The organism is Advenella mandrilli (genome assembly GCF_016595155.1).
GTDB lineage: Bacteria > Pseudomonadota > Gammaproteobacteria > Burkholderiales > Burkholderiaceae_B > Advenella > Advenella mandrilli.
Genome location: NZ_JAENGP010000009.1, coordinates 39,923 through 58,465, shown reverse-complemented (window position 1 = coordinate 58,465; position 18,543 = coordinate 39,923). Strand labels below are relative to the sequence as shown.

Sequence of the window (18,543 nt, the reverse complement as noted above, 5' to 3'; positions counted from 1 at the left end):
TCAAGTATTGCCGATTGAATAGCGTTAAAATGGGCAATTCTGCCCGGTAAAATCGGGCACGCGCCAGATAAATAGCAAGGTAAGACATATCATGAGTACCGATTCAGCCGTAACACCCGCTTTAAAAAACGCCAATTACGACGCCACTAAGAAACAGAAATCATTTGAAAAAACGTCGCGTATTCCCATCAAGATCATTCCTGCCGAGCGTCTGAAAAAACCGGACTGGATTCGTGTCAAAGCCGCCGCACCCAATTCGCAATTCAATGAAATCAAACGGATTCTGCGTGAAAACGATATGTTTACGGTTTGTGAAGAAGCGTCGTGCCCGAATATTGGTGAATGCTTTGGCAAGGGTACGGCCACCTTCATGATTATGGGTGACAAATGTACCCGTCGCTGCCCGTTCTGTGATGTGGGCCATGGCCGCCCAGACCCACTAGATGTGAATGAACCTGCCAACCTTGCTAAATCTATTGCGCAAATGCGACTGAAATATGTGGTGATTACATCGGTAGACCGTGATGACTTGCTGGATGGCGGTGCCGGCCACTTTGTGGAATGCATTAACGAAGTGCGCGAACGGTCGCCCATAACCACGATTGAAGTACTGGTACCCGATTTTCGTGGTCGGCTGGAAAAAGCTTTGGACATTTTTGCCCAAGGTGTACCCGATGTCATGAACCATAACCTGGAAACAGTGCCACGCCTGTACAAGCAGTCTCGCCCGGGGGCCGATTACATGCACTCGTTAAAATTGCTAAAAGACTTCAAGGCCAGCCACCCGAATGTACCCACCAAGTCTGGCTTAATGGTTGGCCTGGGTGAAACTGATGAAGAAATTCTGCAGGTAATGCGTGACATGCGTGAGCATGATATTGAAATGCTGACCATTGGCCAGTATTTGCAGCCTTCCGAGCACCACTTGCCCGTAACCCGTTATGTGCACCCCGACACCTTCAAAATGTTTGAAGAAGAAGCCTATAAAATGGGCTTTACCCATGCAGCGGTGGGGGCAATGGTAAGGTCTTCTTATCATGCGGATCAGCAGGCGCATGCGGCTGGGGTTTAGGAAGTTAAGTTGACTTAAAAAGATAAAATGCTCTGCTAAAAAGTAGGGCATTTTTTTTGAGTACTTTTTCCAACCAATATGCCTATTTGCAAAGGATAAGTATTGACAGTGTGGCAAGCTTGAATTTTTGCACCTTCAAGATATTTAAATAAATAGGATAAGGGTATGAAAATAATACGTGTCATGCAGACATTTGTGTCTGAAATTTGACGTAGAGTTCATTGTTAAATTAAGTTAATCAATTTAATTGTGTAGCATTAATGATATTTATTGTCATCAATTTAGCTTATATTTGCCCAGTATATAAAATTTGAATATCTTGGGATGTGTGTTGGAAACATCTAAAAACCATGTAACTGGAATGTGTCAGTTACAGTGTGGTAAAGTTTCTCGTTTCGGTCTCTTGAAAGTATGGAAATAGTGTAATGACCTCTAAATTAATACCTACGATTTTGTGTGGTGGTGCTGGCTCCCGTCTTTGGCCTGTTTCCCGGGAAGGGCATCCCAAACCATTTATCCGTTTGGCTGATAATCAAAGTTTGTTGCAAAAATCATTTCTTCGTGGGTTTTCAATAAATGGTGTCAACGACATTATTACCGTTACAAACCGAGAGTTATTTTTTCAGACAGAAGATGAATTAGCAGAGTTAAAGCTGAAGAATATTCGTAGTAACTATATTCTGGAACCCTTTGGACGCAATACCGCTGCAGCTATCGTAAGTGCTGCCATGTACGTTAGAAAGGAATTTGGGGATGATGCCATATTGCTGGTTTTGGCAGCAGATCATCTTATTTCTAATAAAGAAGCGTTTCATACCGCAGTAGACAAAGCGGTTAAGTTAGCAGAAAGTGGGCGTTTAGTGACTTTTGGGATCAAGCCAACTCATCCCGAAACTGGCTATGGTTATATAGAGGCCAATGGGTCGGATGTAGTCCGTTTCGTTGAAAAACCAGAGATTAAAACGGCTCAGGAATATATGGATTCCGGACGTTTTTATTGGAACTCCGGAATGTTCTGTTTCCGTGTTGACACTATCTTGCAAGAGCTTGAAACTTATTGTCCGGATGTTGTGACGTCAGTAAAAATGTGTTTGTCCGCCTCCAAAGAACTCTCAGGAGAAAAGCAAAAGCAGCTTAGCCTTGATGCGGATACATTCCGTCTTGTACCGGATATTTCCATTGACTATGCAGTGATGGAAAAATCAAACGTAGTATCTGTTGTGCCTTGTGATATAGGTTGGAGCGATATTGGTTCTTGGGCGGCCTTAAGTGCGGTTGGAGAGTCTGATGAAAATGGCAATCGGGTTGAAGCCGAAGCTTTGCTGGAAAATGTAAAAAACTGCTATATCAAAAGTGAAGAGCGTTTTGTGGGTGCTATTGGCCTAGAAGACCTGGTTATTGTGGATACGCCCGATGCTCTACTAGTCGCCAATAAGAACTATAGCCAAGATGTAAAAAAAATATATACAACCTTAAAGCAGAACGGCAATGAACTTTATAAATGGCACCGTACCGTCTTCCGTCCATGGGGAAGTTATACTGTTTTGGAAGATAGTGAGCGATTCAAAATCAAGCGACTCGAGGTTAAGCCGGGTGGACGTCTGAGCCTGCAAATGCACCATCATCGCAGCGAACATTGGGTTGTTGTTAGTGGTATGGCAAAGGTAGTAAATGGTGAGCAGGAGCTCTTGGTTAATACGAATGAGTCCACTTATATTCCTGCTGGGCACAGGCACCGTCTAGAAAACCCCGGCGTGATAAACCTGGTTTTAATTGAGGTTCAAAGCGGAGAGTATCTCGGAGAAGACGATATTGTCCGATTCCAGGATGTATATGGTCGCGTTGAACAATAACTCTTTTACAAATACTTGGTAGTTGTGAAATCAAATTTATAAGGAATATTAATACAATGAAAAAAGCTATTATTACGGGTATTACAGGTCAGGATGGTGCCTATTTAAGTCAAATTCTGCTTGAAAAAGGTTACACCGTATATGGTACTTATCGTAGAACCAGTTCTGTTAATTTCTGGCGTATAGAAGAGCTCGGAATTCAGAATCATCCAAATCTTCATCTTGTTGAGTACGATCTTACAGATTTGGGTGCCAGTATTTCTTTGGTTCAAAAGTGTGAGCCAGACGAAATCTATAATCTTGCAGCACAAAGCTTTGTAGGCGTCAGTTTTGATCAACCCACAACCACTGCTCAAATATCAGGATTGGGGGCATTGAATCTACTCGAAGCCATTCGTTTGATCAATACTAAAATCCGGTATTATCAGGCAAGTACGTCTGAAATGTTTGGGAAAGTACAGACAATTCCTCAGAATGAAGATACCCCATTCTATCCGCGTAGCCCTTATGGTGTATCCAAGCTGTTTGCTCATTGGATGACGGTTAACTACCGCGAAAGTTACGATATTTTTGGTAGTAGCGGCATTCTTTTCAATCATGAAAGTCCCTTGCGTGGACGTGAATTCGTGACCCGTAAAATTACCGATAGCGTTGCAAAAATCAAGCTGGGCAAGCTGGATGTCCTGGAGCTGGGCAATCTGGATGCCAAGCGTGATTGGGGTTATGCCAAGGAATATGCTGAAGGCATGTGGCGTATTTTGCAAGCCCCTCAGCCAGATACATTTGTATTAGCCACAAACCGAACCGAAACCGTTCGTGATTTTGTTCGTCTGGCGTTCAAGGCAGTGGGTATTGAACTTGAATTCTCTGGTAAAGACGAAAACGAAACAGCCGTTAATGTTGCAGATGGCAAAGTAGTGATGAAAGTAAATCCGAAATTCTATCGTCCGGCAGAGGTGGATTTGTTAATTGGCGATCCTTCCAAGGCTAAAACGGTATTGGGATGGGAGCCAAAAACGTCACTTGAGTCATTGTGTGAAATGATGGTTAAAGAAGATATGCGCCGTAACGAGCAGGGTTTTTCATTCTGATAACATTATGAAATCATCTCAACCGAATAAGGTTTTAGTAACAGGAGCTTCAGGGTTTACCGGGCAATACGTTGTTCGTGAACTGAAGTCAGCGGGATATCAGGTCATCGAACTGGGTTCCAGACCCGTTAGCCGAGAAAATTATTATCAGGTTGATTTGCTTGATTATGACCAGTTAAGCAAGACAATTAATGATATTAAGCCTGATCATGTCATACACTTGGCCGCCGTTGCCTTTGTTGGGCATGGTGATGTCAAGGCTTTTTATGATGTAAATTTGCTAGGAACGCGGTATTTGCTCCAGGCGCTTAGTGCCCCGGGGCAAAATTTAAAATCCGTGTTGCTGGCCAGTAGCGCAAATGTTTACGGGAATTCGTCTTCAGGTAGCCTGTCTGAACAGACTACTCCTGATCCGGTTAATGATTATGCAGTTAGCAAGCTGGCCATGGAATTCATGGCCAGAATTTACCGTAACAAGTTGCCAGTTATCATCACTCGCCCATTTAACTATACGGGAGTAGGGCAGGAACAACACTTTGTGATTCCCAAAATTGTTTCGCATTTTCGTGAACGCAAAGCTGAGCTTGAATTGGGAAATACTGAAGTCTGGCGTGATTTTGGCGATGTCCGGGCAGTAGCAAGGGCATATAGGCAATTGCTTGAGGTACCGTCTGCTATTGGTAAAATAATAAATGTCAGCACAGGGAAAGCAATCTCGCTGGGCGATATTATTAGGATTTGTGAGGCAATTACAGGCCACACTTTAACGGTAAAAGTTAATCCTGCCTTTGTGCGGGAAAATGAAGTCAAAACGCTAACCGGAAATTCCAGCCTATTACATTCTTTAATTCCAGATTGGCAACCAATAGATATAAAACACACCCTGACCTGGATGCTGGCGGGTGATGCAGCATTATCACAAGAATAGTGAGCCTGTATTGAAAGTTCTTCATGTTTTTAAAACATATTATCCCGATACTTACGGTGGTATCGAGGAAGTTATTTATCAACTGGCTACACATAGTGCACAGTATGGGATACATGCCGAAGTATTTACATTAAGTAAAAATGTGTCTGCGTCCAGCGATGATATTTACGATGGTCATTGCGTCCATCGGGTCAAGCAGGATTTTGAACTGGCATCAACCACGTTCTCTATGTCCGCCTTTAGGCACTTCCGTAAAATCGCCAGGGATTTTGATCTTATTCACTATCATTTTCCCTGGCCAGTCATGGATTTACTGCACTTTTCTGCGGGCCATGGAAAACCGTCTGTAGTGACATATCATTCCGACATTATTAAACAGAAGTTTCTGTTGCAACTCTATAAACCCGTTCAGCGGCAGTTTTTGAAAAGTGTGCAAGCCATTGTCGCAACCTCTCCCAATTATGCACAAAGCAGCGCAGTGCTAAAGAAATTTCCCGGTAAATTATCCACTATTCCCATCGGGATTGCACCGGTACCACTTACTGAGGAAATTCGGGAAAGAATAAAACACTGGACCAATCTCCTTGCGGGACCATTTTTCCTGTTTATTGGTGCCTTGCGTTATTACAAAGGGCTAGATACCTTAATAGAAGCGGCTGCCAAGGTTCCTTATCCGATCGTTATCGCTGGCGCCGGTTCAGAAGAAACCCGCTTGAAAGAGGCAGTGCAAAAGAAAGGGCTGTCAAATGTGATGTTTGTTGGGCCAGTTTCTGAAAATGACAAATATGCCTTGCTATACTTGAGTTACTGCTTTGTTTTTCCATCTTTTACCCGTACCGAAGCTTACGGCATCGTACTGGTTGAGGCCTCTATGTATGGCAAGCCCATGATTACCTGTGAAATTGGTACGGGTACTACATATATCAATCAGGATAAAGAAACTGGCATAGTTGTACCGCCACAAGACCCTGATGCATTTGCAAGTGCCATGGAGCAGTTGTGGAATGCACCAGAGTTGGCAAGGCAATATGGGCATCATGCGCAACAGCGTTATGAGCGCTATTATACGGCAGAGCGCATGATGCAACGTTATGCTGAACTATATAAAAAATGTCTTGATGCAGGGTTTGCCGCGTTCTGAGATTCAAAATAGAGAATAACCTAAGGAATTAATTGTGGTCTTTACACAAATGATACACGCCGTATGGAACTACAGGGGTTTCATCAAGGGGAGCGTGAAACGGGAATTCCAGTCCAAATACAGGAATTCACTTTTAGGTGCGGCATGGATGGTATTGAATCCGCTGGCAATGATTATTGTCTATACCGTCATCTTTTCCCAGATTATGCGTGCCCGCTTGCCCGGCGTGGATTTTCCTTATGCATACAGTATTTATTTATGTGCAGGTGTCCTAACCTGGGGACTATTTTCTGAAATAGTCAGCCGTTCACAAAATGTATTTTTGGATAATGCGGGTTTATTGAAAAAGTTGAGTTTTCCGAGGTTATGCCTGCCGGTTATTGTGATTGTGAACGCTGTGCTTAACTTCACTATCGTGTTCACCCTTTTTACGGCTTTTCTTCTGATTACAGGACAATTTCCGGGAATTTATTTTTTGGGTGTATTTCCTGTTTTGATGCTGCTGGTGCTATTTGCCATTGGCTTGGGTATGACGGTTGGTGTCTTGAATGTTTTCTTTCGTGATGTGGGTCAGTTCTTTGGAATTGTTTTGCAGTTCTGGTTTTGGCTTACACCTATTGTGTATGTCGCTAATATCTTGCCACAGTGGGCGCAGAATTATTTGCAACTCAACCCGATGACGCCAATTGTGCAAGCTTTTCAAACAATCCTGGTTCATGCTCAATGGCCTGACTGGGGTTCGTTGTGGTTAGTGGGAGTTGAGGCGTTGATTTTGTGTTTTATGGGATTGAACTTATTCCGTAAACACGCCGGTGACATGGTGGACGAACTGTAATGGGAACAATCACAGTAAATAATCTTGGCAAGGCTTATAAACAATATAAAACGCGCTGGTCCAGATTGGCAGAATGGGTGCTGCCGGGAAAACGTAAATATCATGACCTGAAATGGGTGCTGCGAGACATTAGTTTTAATGTTGGGGCGGGTGAAGCGGTTGGGATAATCGGTATTAACGGTGCAGGTAAAAGTACATTGCTAAAGATGATTACCGGCACCACTCAACCTACTACGGGCAGTATTAATATTGCCGGGCGTGTGGCAGCTTTGCTGGAACTTGGCATTGGGTTTCATCCAGATTTTACCGGACGGCAAAATGTATATATGGCCGGGCAATTAATCGGGTATTCCGTAGAGGAAATTTCCAGTTTGATGCCGGCCATAGAGGCTTTTGCCGAGATTGGTGATTATATTGACATGCCGGTTCGGGTTTACAGCAGTGGCATGCAAATGCGTCTGGCATTCAGTGTTGCTACCGCGAAGCGACCTGATATCTTGATTATTGATGAGGCCTTGTCGGTGGGGGATGCCTACTTTCAGCACAAGAGTTTTGATCGGATTCGTGAATTTAATGGGCAGGGCACAACCTTGCTGATTGTCAGTCATGATAAAGCGGCCATTCAGAGTATTTGTGATAAAGCGATACTCTTAAACGCGGGACGAATGGCAATGGAAGGGAAGCCAGAGGCAGTGATGGATTATTACAATGCATTGCTTGCCGATAAAGAAGGTACTAAAGTTGAGCAAAAAATCCAGAAAAATGGAAAAATTCAGACCGTCTCAGGTACCGGGGAGGTTACCGTTACGGAAGTTCTGTTGCTAAACGAGGCGGGACAGGCTGTTGAAGCGATTGAAGTAGGCCAGAACGTTGTTTTGCAAGTGACGACGACAGTTCATAAGCCGGTTTCCAGGTTGGTGTTGGGTTATGGTATTAAAGACCGGTTGGGTCAGGTCATGTATGGAACAAACACGCATCATACCCAACAAATCCTGGAAAATCTTGAAGCGGGTAAACAATGTGTTTTTAATATCAAATTCCCGGCGAATCTGGGACCTGGTACTTATTCCGTTCAGCTTGCCTTGACGGGGGGCGTAACTCATCTGGAGCAGAACTATGAGTGGCGGGATTTGGCACTGATATTTGATGTGGTAAATACGTCCCGAATACTTTTTGCCGGTTCTGCATGGATAGAGCCTGAAATTGAGGTGGTGGTGTAATGGGAATCTTGTCTTACGCACAGAATTTTGAAGATGTTATGCTTTGGCGGGCATTGCGTCATATTGAAAACGGGTTTTACATTGATATTGGCGCCAATGACCCTGTTGTTGATTCTGTCAGTCTTGCTTTTTATGAGCATGGCTGGAGAGGGGTTCATGTTGAACCAACACCGCAATATTCCGATAAATTACGTTCTTCAAGGCCTGATGAGCATGTAGAACAAGTTGCTATCGGCATGCAGTCCGGATCGATCATATTTTATGAAATTGAAGGTACGGGTTTATCAACGGTAAAACGTGAGGTTGCCGAGCAACATAGAAAAGATGGCTTTTCTTTTACAGAGACGAGGGTAGACGTCATACCTTTAAGTGCGCTTCTTGAGCAGTATGATGAGCATGAAATTCATTGGCTTAAGATTGATGTCGAAGGACTGGAAAAGGAAGTCCTTGAAAGCTGGGCAGATGCACCGGCACGCCCATGGATTTTAGTTATTGAAAGTACAAGACCTTCTTTAGCAGAGGTTAATTTCCAGGACTGGGAGGACATAGTACTGAAGAAAGGCTATATATTTGCGTATTTTGATGGGCTGAATCGTTTTTATGTGCATGAATCACATGAAAACCTGCTTGAGGCTTTTGGCGCGCCTCCTAATGTTTTTGATCAGGCTGTTTTGAGTGGAACCGCTTCCAATTTTTTATGCAAAAATGTGTTGGGAATGCGCAAGCAGATTGAATCGAGGGCGATTAAGGCAGAGGCAGCTGTCATTAAGGCAGAGGCAAGGGCAAAAGAGTTGGAAAACAGGATCGCAGAGAAAGAGGCTTATGTCCAGACTTTACTTGGGAGTACTTCCTGGAAAATAACAGCACCATTACGTTATACGGGTGAGCAGATAAAACGCTTTAAATCAAAAAGTATCCGGAACAGGATCAAGATTTTTGTGGGCAAAACGGCGCATTATATTCTCAGGCGACCCCGGCTCAAACGAATGGCACTTTACATCCTGAATCGTTGTCCGGGACTCAAGGCTCGAATATCCCGTTTAACGGCAGGCACCATCGGTATGATGCTGGTTCCGGCTCAATATGTACCCACAAAATTAATACAACTTACACCACGGGCACGTCATATTTATCGTGACCTTAAAATTGCCATGGAACAGAATAATAAGGGGAACGATTAATGCGCATTGTGATAGATATGCAAGGGGCTCAATCCACGGGATCGCGTCATCGTGGGATCGGGCGTTACACAATGGCATTGGTGCAAGAGATTGTACGTAATCGGGGGGATCACGAAGTTATTCTTGCCGTAAATGGCTATTTCTCTGACTCCATAGAGCCAATACGCACGGCTTTTGATAAGCTGTTGCCACCGGAAAATATTCAGATCTGGAATACCGTCACGCCTACAGCCAAGGCTGAAACGGACAATGACTGGCGACGACACGCCGGTGAACTTCTTAGGGAAGCTTTCCTGGCCAGTCTGAAGCCTGATGTGGTGCTTGTGTCCAGTCTGTTTGAAGGGCTGACGGATAATGCTGTAACCAGCATCGCTCAATTCACACGTGATTTTCCGACGGCTGTGATTTTGTATGACCTGATTCCGCTCATCCATCATGAGATCTATCTTGAAAATCCTGTCGTAAAAGCCTACTATTCCGAGAAAATTGAATTTTTGCGTCAGGCTGACCTCTGGTTGGCCATTTCAGAATCCTCACGCCAAGAGGGCATTTCCCATTTGGACTTGTCAAAGGATTGGTCTGCCAATATTTCAACAGATGCTGATGGGCATTTCCGTAAGGTGCCTGTTTCTGCCGAAGCGGAAAGTGAATTGCGGAAAAAATATGGTTTGTATCATCCTTTTGTGATGTACACCGGGGGTATTGATCATCGCAAGAATATTGAAGGTTTAATTCGTTCTTATGCCAAATTACCCCAAAATTTGCGTGCATCGCACCAATTGGCCATTGTCTGCAGCATTCAGGCTGAAAACAGACGCAATCTTGAGGCTTTGGCCCGCAAATGTGGTCTTGAAGAAGATGAGCTGATCCTTACCGGTTTTGTATCCGAAGAAGACCTCGTCAGGCTTTATAATCTTTGTCATCTTTTTGTCTTTCCTTCATGGCATGAGGGGTTCGGCTTACCGGCTTTGGAAGCCATGCGTTGTGGTGCGCCGGTCATTGGGGCCAATACGTCCAGCTTGCCAGAGGTCATTGGCTTGCCAGAAGCTTTATTTGACCCCCATTCAGATGATGATTTTGCCCGGCTGATGGAGCGGGCCCTGAACGATGAGGATTTTCGCGCTCGACTTGTGAAGCATGGCAAGCATCAGGCAATGAAATTTTCATGGGCAGAGAGTGCTCGCCGTGCAATTGTGCAGATGGAGCGTCTTGTTGCCCATCAGAAAAGCCATTCAACGAATAGCGTTCCAGACCGCCGCCTTAAACTGGCCTACATTTCACCCTTACCTCCCGAGCGATCAGGTATTGCCGATTACAGTGCTGAACTGTTGCCAGAGTTGGCCAGGCACTATGATATTGAGGTTGTGGTTGTACAGGATAATGTTACGGATGAATGGATCAATGCCAATTGTCCAATACGTACGGTTCAATACTTTAGAGACAACGCCAGCAGTTATGATCGGGTGTTGTATCAGTTTGGCAATTCGGCTTTTCATCAGCATATGTTTGAATTGCTCGGTACTCACCCGGGGGTTGTCGTTCTTCATGATTTTTATTTGTCGGGCATATCCCATTACATGGAAGCGCATGCCATTGAACCCGCTTTCTGGACAAAAGAGTTATACCATGCGCATGGTTATGCCGCATTTCATGACAGATATCATAGCAAGGATGAAGTGGATGTTATCTGGAAGTATCCGTGCAGCCTGAGTGTGGTGCAGAACAGTTTGGGTGTGATTGCCCATTCCCAGAACTCGTTGCGTTTGGCCAAGCGGTGGTATGGTGATAACGGTGAGAACTGGGCAGTGATTCCTCATATGCGTGATCCTCATGTCAATAAAGACAGGGTATTGGCTCGTCAGGCATTGGGTTTGGGAGTGGATGACTTCGTTGTGTGTTCCTTCGGTATGCTTGGCCCCACAAAATTAAATCACCGCCTGTTGGAAGCATGGTTGAATTCACGGTTGGGTGCAGACAAAAATTGTCATCTTGTCTTTGTCGGTGAGAATCATCCTGGCACTTATGGGGTAGAGTTGCTCGAGATCATTCGGAACCATCGTGCTGAAAAAAACATTCGTATCACGGGATGGGCAGATCTGGATCTTTTCCGAAATTATCTTGCTGCCGCTGATATGGGAGTTCAATTACGCACCTTGTCACGAGGGGAAACCTCAGGGACGGTTCTTGACTGTATGTGCCACAGTCTGGCGACGATCGTCAATGCTAATGGCAGTATGGCGGATTTGAACGAGCAGGCTGTCTGGATGTTGTCAGACGAATTTTCCGATGAAGAGCTTATCACCGCATTGGAAACACTTTGGCAAGATGGCGATAAGCGGCAGTCCCTGGGGAAACGGGCAAGGGAAGTCATCCTTGAGGATCATGACCCCCGATATTGCGCGGGACAATACCAGGATGCCATTGAAAACTTTTATAAGTCAGCACAAAATGGTTTGCCAGGTCTCTTGCCTGCTATTGCAAAAAAATCAGCAACCGCTCAACCAGATACGGAATTAATCGCTCTTTCAAGCCATCTTGCGGATTGTTTTCCTTTACGGCCCCAAAAAAAACAATTGTTGCTTGATGTGAGTGGATTGATTGGGAATAGTGAACACACAGTGATACGAAACACGATCAGGGAGTGGCTGATAAATCCTCCTGATAACTACCGGATCGAGCCCGTTTATGCCTTAGGTGAAAATGAGTATCGGTATGCACGACATTTTTCGGCGGGCCTGATGGGTTGTCCCGAGCATTGTTTGCAGGACGAGCCCATTGAGTTTGCCGTGGGTGATATATTTTTTGTTTTGGACGTACCACAATCTGTACAGACAATGCACAGTGACTTCTACCAGACACTGCGTGTGCGGGGAGTGATGATTCAATGTCTGGTTGATGATGCCAGTGGTGTTCAACGGCTTCAGAATTTTGGGGGGAATGCCACTTTGTTCCTTGAAGAAATTCTTGGTGGTCGCGTTTTCTGACGGTTAAGCATGAAAGTTATACTTAATGTCGAGCCTATACGTTTTCCATTAACCGGGATTGGTCGTTACACTTATGAGCTGGCTAAAGCGTTGCGCACATCCTCCTGTATTGATGAGCTGAAATTGTTTTCAGCAACTCGTTTTTTGCAGGAACTGCCGCAATCCGACTTGAAAGATAATCCTGTACATGGGCTTAAACGGATAGTTCAAAAGAGCTATCTGGCCATGGAGGCATATCGTTTATTGATGCCCTGGCTTCGTTCCAAAGCCTTGCGCAAGCATGGCGATTATATCTATCACAGCCCCAACTTTTTTCTGCCTGTGTTTCCCGGAAGGAAAGTGGCCACTTTTCATGATCTTTCACCGTTTACCTGGTCTGAGTGTCACGATCCGGTAAAAGTACGTTATTTGCAGAAAGAACTTCGTACGACACTTAACAGGGCGGATCGCTTAATCACTGATTCAGAGTTTACGCGCTGTGAGTTGGCGGAGTTTTCAGGTCTGGCAATGGATAAGATACATGCGGTTCCATTGGCTAGTGCACCCGAGTTTCAGCCTTATCCTGAGGTTGATCTGCAACCTTTGTTAAAGCGCTATCAGCTTGAGTACCAGGGATATAGTCTTTTTGTAGGAACGATAGAACCACGTAAAAATATCGTGACATTATTGGATGCCTATGCGCGTTTGCCTGTCAGCGTTAGGCGCCAATGGCCTTTGATTCTCACAGGCTATAAAGGATGGCAAAGTGAGGCCATTCATGCACGGATTAAAGACGCTGAAAGACAAGGGTGGGCCCGATATTTGGGCTTTTTGCCAGCAGAAGATTTACCGGGTTTATATGCGGGGGCAAGGTTATTTGCTTTTCCTTCCCTATATGAAGGGTTTGGATTGCCTGTGCTGGAAGCAATGAGTTCAGGTGTGCCTGTTGTCTGTTCTGACAGTTCCTCTTTGCCAGAGGTGGTGGGTTCTGCCGCGTTAATGTGTGCACCCATGGATGTTGAAACGTTAGCCATGAATCTTCTCAAGGGATTGGAAGATAACATCTGGAGAACGCAGGCTGTGACACAAGGATTGCAGCAATCAGCCGGTTTTTCATGGGAGCGGTGTGCGCAGGAAACCATTGCGGTTTATCAGAAGTTATAAGTACTTGATAAACTTTCGTTTTCTGTAACTGTCTGGTTGATGCGCTTATTTTGAGGAAGGGTTGTGATTAAGAATAAGAAAATATTGAATCATTTGGCACTTGGCGTGGCAGTAGCATTTCTTGTGACCAATATCGGTTTGCTTGTTTGGTATCTGTTTATTGAATATCAACCTGAGTTTCATTCAGATAGTGCGGTTAAGGTTTTACTGGCAAGAGAGATTTTTGATACCAAAGATTATTTTCCAAATGATTGGAATTATATAAATAATGATCTTTTTGTTTTTTTTGGACATACATTCATTATTCCACTGCTCGGGTTCATGCCGGCCGGTTTTACCGTCCATGCCATTTCCGGCTTGATTTTTTCCATACTGCTATTAAGTGCTATCTGGTTTATTTCAGGTATAACAAATTTAAGTCTCGTACGCCGTATTTTTATTGTGGCGGTTGCTGCAGCGGGTGTCTCCAGTTTTATGGCAGAAAATCTATATGGGCAGGTCAGTTATGGCTTTGATGTGACGGTTTGTTGCTATCTGATTGTGTTTGCTTGGAAATTTTTTAAATCCAACGGAAAATTTGCGGTTGTATGGGGAGTGGTTTTCTTTCTTCTTGTGACGCTGGTGTATTGGGAAAATCCACAGAGGGCCACAATAAGTTACGGACTTCCTTTTTTAGCGGCAGTCTGTTGGTTGCTTTGGATGGGGAGTGCTGTTGGTCGCCATAAGCTTTGGCAGGCGCTTGCCATATTCTTTATGGGTATTGGCATTGGTGCTTCGTTGCATTTCTATACTTTATCAGGCGTCATAAACATACTGACAGTGGGAAATGCGCTTTGGCTTCCCTATAAGCTGATGCTGAAAAATCTCAGCCTGGTGCCTCTGGGTGTTTTATCTATTTTTGGTGGTTTTCCAACGCCAGGCAAACCCATGGTTAGTCCCACAGGTGTTTATGAAGCCTTACGGTTAGCGGTTGCCGTTATCATCACTTTATTGGTTCCATGGGCAGTTTATAAGGCTTTTCGTTATGCTGACGATGGCATGAAATTCTTGGGTGTTTTTTCTGTCATTGCGTTTGCCGGGGTTTTCTTTATATATATTACGACGACCCTTGCAGATATGAGTGACCCGGTTCAGAGTGCAAGGTATCTGGTGCCTTCCCTGTTTTTGGGCTTTATAACGTTATTAATGAGTTCCATAGACCGGGTCAGATCACCACTTCCGGCAATCGGCATGGCCTTTATGACTGTTTTCTATCTTGTGAATGGTTATTTGGTTTATCACTCGTCGCCGAAGGAGCGGGTAGAGATGGCATGGGGGCAGCCAGGCCAATACCATACGCAGCTACAAGACCTTGTGGATTTTCTTGTTGCCAATAAGCTTGAGTATGGTTATGCCACATACTGGAATGCAGGTGTTGTGAGCGTTTTGAGTGATGAGAAATCATTGGTACGCCAGATATCCATAAAAAACGGGATTCCCGTTCCCGTGCGGCATTTGTCTTCTAACCGGTGGTACCGGCCCTCAGCGTGGCATGGAGAAACCTTTTTATTGCTGACCAATGAAGAGGCGAAGCATATTAAATGGGATGCCCTTGAGGAATATAATGTGGAACCCATCCGACATTATGCAATTAAGGATTTCGAAATTTATGTCTTCAAGGATAATCTGGCCAATCATTTGCCAGGGTGGGATGCCAGCTTTGAGGCCCCTTTTACATTCAAAATGAACGAACATGCTTCAAAGCAGATCGGGCATTTTGAGAAGGAGGCGCATGTTCTCGTGGCCGGGCAGGGAGAGTCAGGCGCTTTACACTATGGGCCTTATATTACGGTTGATCCAGGGCATTACAAGGTGAGTTTTGATATTTTGGCTGCCCATAATCCGGCCGGAGTTGTCAGGCTTGATGTGGTTGGCAACGAAGGTAAGATGTATGCAGAGACAACGCTTACATCCAGTGAACATCCTCAGCCCCTCTATTTCACCCTTGATAAGCCACAGACAATGGAGTTCCGGGTATGGGCATTAGGTAATGAGCGTCTTGTGTTAAAAGGAATAACTCTGGAACGCCTGCCATCGGCCAATGCCCAATAAAAGCTTGCCGGCTTAACGTGTTTCCATCGCGTTATGTTCGGCTTGCTATGATGGTGCCTGCAACAATTAGCACCATTCCAATGGTTTTATTCATGGTGATTGGTTCATGCAGTAACCATGCACTGAGCAGTAAAACGATGACGAAATTCAGGCTCATGAAAGGATAAGCATAACTGAGTTCAAATTTCGTCATTGCCGCCATCCATGCCAGAGAAGCCAGGAACGCGGCGAAAAAGCCTGAAAAGATAGCCGGGTCAAATACGGCCATGATGAGAAACTTGAGTTTCGCAGCAGATGCGACAGGCATCTCACCCAGTTGTACCATTCGCCATTTAAGGATTAGCTGCCCATAGACGGTGAAGGCGATGGTCGCAAAAATGTAGAGGTGGTCAGTGAAACGAAATGGCATATGGTTGATCCTTTGGATTTTGTTAAGCTTGTGGGGGAGGAAGTTCAATAAATGGTGAATTGGTTTGCCGGGTTAAAATGGCCGATGGTTTGAAAAGAGATTTTTCGCCCCAGGAGGGACGCTCTATCAATCATGTTAAGGATATTGTTGATGAGGGTTTCTTGTGAGTACGATACAAGTGGATGGCCCGGAGTGTTGCGTGATACCAGTTCATCAGGATGCAAAATAAGCACCATATAAGGTGCTGTTGCAATGAGTTCATTGAATCCCTGAGACCAGATATCAGTACCATAACAGGGGTTCAGGTAACGCAATAAGGCTACTGAATCGTAAGGAGCCAAAATGGGGGCGACTGACAGTGGCACTTCCAGTATGTCCATTGCGGGGTGCCCGGCAAGACGGTAGTCATCATGACAAGGATGGTAGGCAAATTGTGGCGTTTTTTGCCAATCCATGCACCAGCCAGCATCATGTTTCACCCGGCCAGGCAGGGCAGAGCTATCAAAGCGAATGCCCAGCTGATTGAGCACTTGCATGCTGGTATTATCATGGTAGCAATCCCCCATGCGGACACTGTTCAGAGTTGGCACAATGCTTCTAACAGCCTGGCAAGTGTTGAGCAGGTCTTCATACATGATCCCATTGGCCTGACCGGAAGGTAATTGTGGCATCCAGCCCAATTCATGCCCATCATCATGGATCAGTTTGCCCATGTTATCCAGGAAACGATTGATAATAGCGAGGCGATCACCGAACTGATGATGAATAAATCGATCAGCCCTGACAAACCAGGTGACTGGCAAAGCACGTTGTATCTGTTGTTCAAGGAAGGGAATGGTTTTGAACAGGGATTCAAGACCCTGGAAGGTGACTTCCCATGAAGGGGCTGCAGCATGACCATGACCCATTACCGCATCAGTGGGACCAACATCAATAGTTAAGTAAACAGGCAGATCTTCAGGGGAAGAGTTGAGCCGGGTGGATATGCTCACGTTTTTCTTACCAAAATGGTGAAATCATAAAGTCCATAATCATGCAGTAATGCAACATTTCTGGCGTATTTGCGCTTGCAGATATCGAAGTAGAGGCAGGGATCCGCATAGTATAAATCATTCTTCAGTTTGTCTGGATCCGAGTAGGAAGTTAGCATATTGAATGCGAATCCATGACGACTGTATTGATCCAGGACATCAAGTGTATCAAGGATATATGCATGCCACTCGGTTGGTTCGAAGTCAAACCGCATGCCGAAAATTCCGCTGGCGACCGAGTAATCGGCAATTTCAATATCCGATAAATGGTGGAATTCAACCCGGTCATCGGCTGCGCTCATTTGTGCTCGGGCAGATGTGACCAACGCATTGTCTGAAATATCATAGCCACGATATTTAACAATATTGTTGTTGTCGGATAACATGTGCCACAGGAAGCCATAACCACAGCCTACATCGTTGATCGTAATGCCTGTATCGGGCGCAGACGGTAAAATACGAAGCAGTTGTTCATAGCGGATAGATTGTGATTCTTCACCGTTCCAGCCAACACCCTGCGGGGAGATGGCGTGACGTTCAAGCTGGTCATTATTGAAGGTTTGGGCACGTTGAATAACAGACCGGTTCTGTTTCAGGTACTCGTTAATCATAGTTCTTCCCTTGGTTGCTCAAGTGCTTACCTGGATATATTTCTTTGACGATCATGAGTGGGCGTTGTTTGGTTTCCGAGAAAACCTTGGCCAGGTAGATTCCGATTATTCCTATGAAAGAAATAATCAAGCCGCCAATCAGCCAGATAGACACCATGACCGAAGTCCAGCCTTCAAGTGATGAATTAAAGAAAATACGGTTAAGGATAAGGTAAAACGCGAAGGCACTGGAAACCATGGCCATGATGGCGCCAAAATAAAAAATGCCAAGCAATGGGCGATTGCTATAGGAAGTAATGGAGTCTATTAGCAGGGCGATTTTTTTACTTAGCGTGTATGTGGTCGGACTGTTGTCGTGCTTGGTGACGGGAAAGGCTTGCTGCTTGAAGCCCGTCAATACCCAAAGCGCAGCAATGTCTATTTCACGCTCCTTAAATTGAAGCAGTGCATCGACATAATTACGTGTCATCAGACGTGCGGTAACCAGGTCAAAAGGCATTGGCAGACCCGTGAGAAGTCGGGTGGCTTGGTAATAAAGTCGCCCGCTTATTTTGGACATTAGATTGCCTCGACGTGAGGCTTGTACACCGTAAATGACATCACAGTTATCTTCGAACAGTTTTGGCCAGAACTGTAGGATCCATTCCGGTTCTTCTTCGAGATCGGAGTCGATCAGGAAAATGTAATTGCCTGTTGCGTGACGTAATCCCGCCATCATTGCCTGGTGATGGCCGAAGTTTCTCGACAAGTCGACGAGAATAACATTTCCGAATCTGTCACAGCATTCCCTGGCGATTTCTGCAGAACGGTCCGGGGAACCATCATTGACCAGAATGATTTCAAAGGATTTGCCCAAGAGGCTCATGGCTGCATTCACACGCTCACAAAATTCAACTACGTAGTCCTGTGATTTATACATGGTTGCAACAATGGATATTTCAGGTACTGTCATA

15 protein-coding genes are annotated in these 18,543 nt (G+C 44.9%); 11 read left to right on the top strand and 4 right to left on the bottom strand.

Annotated elements, in window-relative coordinates:
* The first annotated feature begins 91 nt into the window (after positions 1–91).
* The 11 genes from lipA to JHL22_RS08705 all read left to right on the top strand — a co-directional run bounded on the left by lipA (position 92) and on the right by JHL22_RS08705 (position 15,539).
* Positions 92–1,072, top strand: a complete 981-nt coding sequence (gene lipA, locus JHL22_RS08755; protein ID WP_200236077.1) for a lipoyl synthase — start codon at positions 92–94, stop codon at positions 1,070–1,072.
* Between the two features lie 425 nt (positions 1,073–1,497).
* Positions 1,498–2,925, top strand: a complete 1,428-nt coding sequence (locus JHL22_RS08750) for a mannose-1-phosphate guanylyltransferase/mannose-6-phosphate isomerase (RefSeq protein WP_200236075.1) — start codon at positions 1,498–1,500, stop codon at positions 2,923–2,925.
* Positions 2,926–2,981: 56 nt separating this feature from the next.
* Complete coding sequence (gene gmd / locus JHL22_RS08745; RefSeq protein ID WP_200236073.1) at positions 2,982–4,016, top strand: GDP-mannose 4,6-dehydratase; 1,035 nt, start codon at positions 2,982–2,984, stop codon at positions 4,014–4,016.
* A gap of 7 nt (positions 4,017–4,023) precedes the next feature.
* A complete protein-coding gene (locus tag JHL22_RS08740) occupies positions 4,024–4,944 on the top strand; it encodes an NAD-dependent epimerase/dehydratase family protein (protein WP_200236071.1) in 921 nt (306 codons plus the stop codon).
* 10 nt (positions 4,945–4,954) lie between these two features.
* The gene (locus JHL22_RS08735) at positions 4,955–6,085 is read left to right on the top strand and encodes a glycosyltransferase family 4 protein (protein WP_200236069.1); all 1,131 of its coding nucleotides are present in this window, start codon (positions 4,955–4,957) and stop codon (positions 6,083–6,085) included.
* 49 nt (positions 6,086–6,134) lie between these two features.
* Entirely contained in the window at positions 6,135–6,920 is a 786-nt protein-coding gene (locus JHL22_RS08730; protein WP_200236067.1) for an ABC transporter permease, read from the top strand.
* Complete coding sequence (locus JHL22_RS08725; protein ID WP_200236064.1) at positions 6,920–8,140, top strand: ABC transporter ATP-binding protein; 1,221 nt, start codon at positions 6,920–6,922, stop codon at positions 8,138–8,140. Before JHL22_RS08730 ends, JHL22_RS08725 begins: the two co-directional genes overlap by 1 nt.
* Positions 8,141–8,193: 53 nt before the next feature.
* Positions 8,194–9,321, top strand: coding sequence for an FkbM family methyltransferase (locus JHL22_RS08720; RefSeq protein WP_234041214.1), 1,128 nt, complete (start codon positions 8,194–8,196; stop codon positions 9,319–9,321).
* Complete coding sequence (locus JHL22_RS08715) at positions 9,321–12,305, top strand: glycosyltransferase (protein ID WP_200236060.1); 2,985 nt, start codon at positions 9,321–9,323, stop codon at positions 12,303–12,305. The genes JHL22_RS08720 and JHL22_RS08715 overlap by 1 nt, the downstream gene beginning before the upstream one ends.
* Before the next feature lie 9 nt (positions 12,306–12,314).
* Positions 12,315–13,448, top strand: coding sequence for a glycosyltransferase family 4 protein (locus tag JHL22_RS08710; RefSeq protein ID WP_200236059.1), 1,134 nt, complete (start codon positions 12,315–12,317; stop codon positions 13,446–13,448).
* 63 nt (positions 13,449–13,511) lie between these two features.
* Positions 13,512–15,539: a hypothetical protein gene (locus JHL22_RS08705; protein ID WP_200236057.1), complete on the top strand. Its 2,028-nt coding sequence runs from the start codon at positions 13,512–13,514 to the stop codon at positions 15,537–15,539.
* A gap of 31 nt (positions 15,540–15,570) precedes the next feature.
* On the opposite strand, the gene JHL22_RS08700 is transcribed toward JHL22_RS08705, so the two are convergent.
* From JHL22_RS08700 to JHL22_RS08685, 4 genes are read right to left on the bottom strand one after another with little or no spacing between them, the layout of a single operon-like run.
* Positions 15,571–15,948 (bottom strand): EamA family transporter, encoded by a 378-nt coding sequence (locus tag JHL22_RS08700; RefSeq protein WP_200236055.1) that lies wholly within the window; start codon positions 15,946–15,948, stop codon positions 15,571–15,573.
* 44 nt (positions 15,949–15,992) lie between these two features.
* Positions 15,993–16,940: a polysaccharide deacetylase family protein gene (locus JHL22_RS08695; protein ID WP_200236053.1), complete on the bottom strand. Its 948-nt coding sequence runs from the start codon at positions 16,938–16,940 to the stop codon at positions 15,993–15,995.
* Positions 16,937–17,590, bottom strand: a complete 654-nt coding sequence (locus JHL22_RS08690; protein WP_200236051.1) for a class I SAM-dependent methyltransferase — start codon at positions 17,588–17,590, stop codon at positions 16,937–16,939. Before JHL22_RS08690 ends, JHL22_RS08695 begins: the two co-directional genes overlap by 4 nt.
* On the bottom strand, positions 17,583–18,542 hold the full coding sequence (locus tag JHL22_RS08685; RefSeq protein WP_200236049.1) for a glycosyltransferase family 2 protein: 960 nt from the start codon (positions 18,540–18,542) through the stop codon (positions 17,583–17,585). The genes JHL22_RS08690 and JHL22_RS08685 overlap by 8 nt, the downstream gene beginning before the upstream one ends.
* Between the last annotated feature and the right edge of the window lies 1 nt (position 18,543).

What these genes read in the sequence shown, in the direction of transcription:
- lipA (WP_200236077.1), top strand. Translation starts at nt 92, where the DNA reads ATGAGTACCGATTCAGCCGTAACACCCGCTTTAAAAAACGCCAATTAC.
- JHL22_RS08750 (WP_200236075.1), top strand. Translation starts at nt 1,498, where the DNA reads ATGACCTCTAAATTAATACCTACGATTTTGTGTGGTGGTGCTGGCTCC.
- gmd (WP_200236073.1), top strand. Translation starts at nt 2,982, where the DNA reads ATGAAAAAAGCTATTATTACGGGTATTACAGGTCAGGATGGTGCCTAT.
- JHL22_RS08740 (WP_200236071.1), top strand. Translation starts at nt 4,024, where the DNA reads ATGAAATCATCTCAACCGAATAAGGTTTTAGTAACAGGAGCTTCAGGG.
- JHL22_RS08730 (WP_200236067.1), top strand. Translation starts at nt 6,135, where the DNA reads ATGATACACGCCGTATGGAACTACAGGGGTTTCATCAAGGGGAGCGTG.
- JHL22_RS08725 (WP_200236064.1), top strand. Translation starts at nt 6,920, where the DNA reads ATGGGAACAATCACAGTAAATAATCTTGGCAAGGCTTATAAACAATAT.
- JHL22_RS08715 (WP_200236060.1), top strand. Translation starts at nt 9,321, where the DNA reads ATGCGCATTGTGATAGATATGCAAGGGGCTCAATCCACGGGATCGCGT.
- JHL22_RS08710 (WP_200236059.1), top strand. Translation starts at nt 12,315, where the DNA reads ATGAAAGTTATACTTAATGTCGAGCCTATACGTTTTCCATTAACCGGG.
- JHL22_RS08700 (WP_200236055.1), bottom strand. Translation starts at nt 15,948, where the DNA reads ATGCCATTTCGTTTCACTGACCACCTCTACATTTTTGCGACCATCGCC.
- JHL22_RS08690 (WP_200236051.1), bottom strand. Translation starts at nt 17,590, where the DNA reads ATGATTAACGAGTACCTGAAACAGAACCGGTCTGTTATTCAACGTGCC.
- JHL22_RS08685 (WP_200236049.1), bottom strand. Translation starts at nt 18,542, where the DNA reads ATGACAGTACCTGAAATATCCATTGTTGCAACCATGTATAAATCACAG.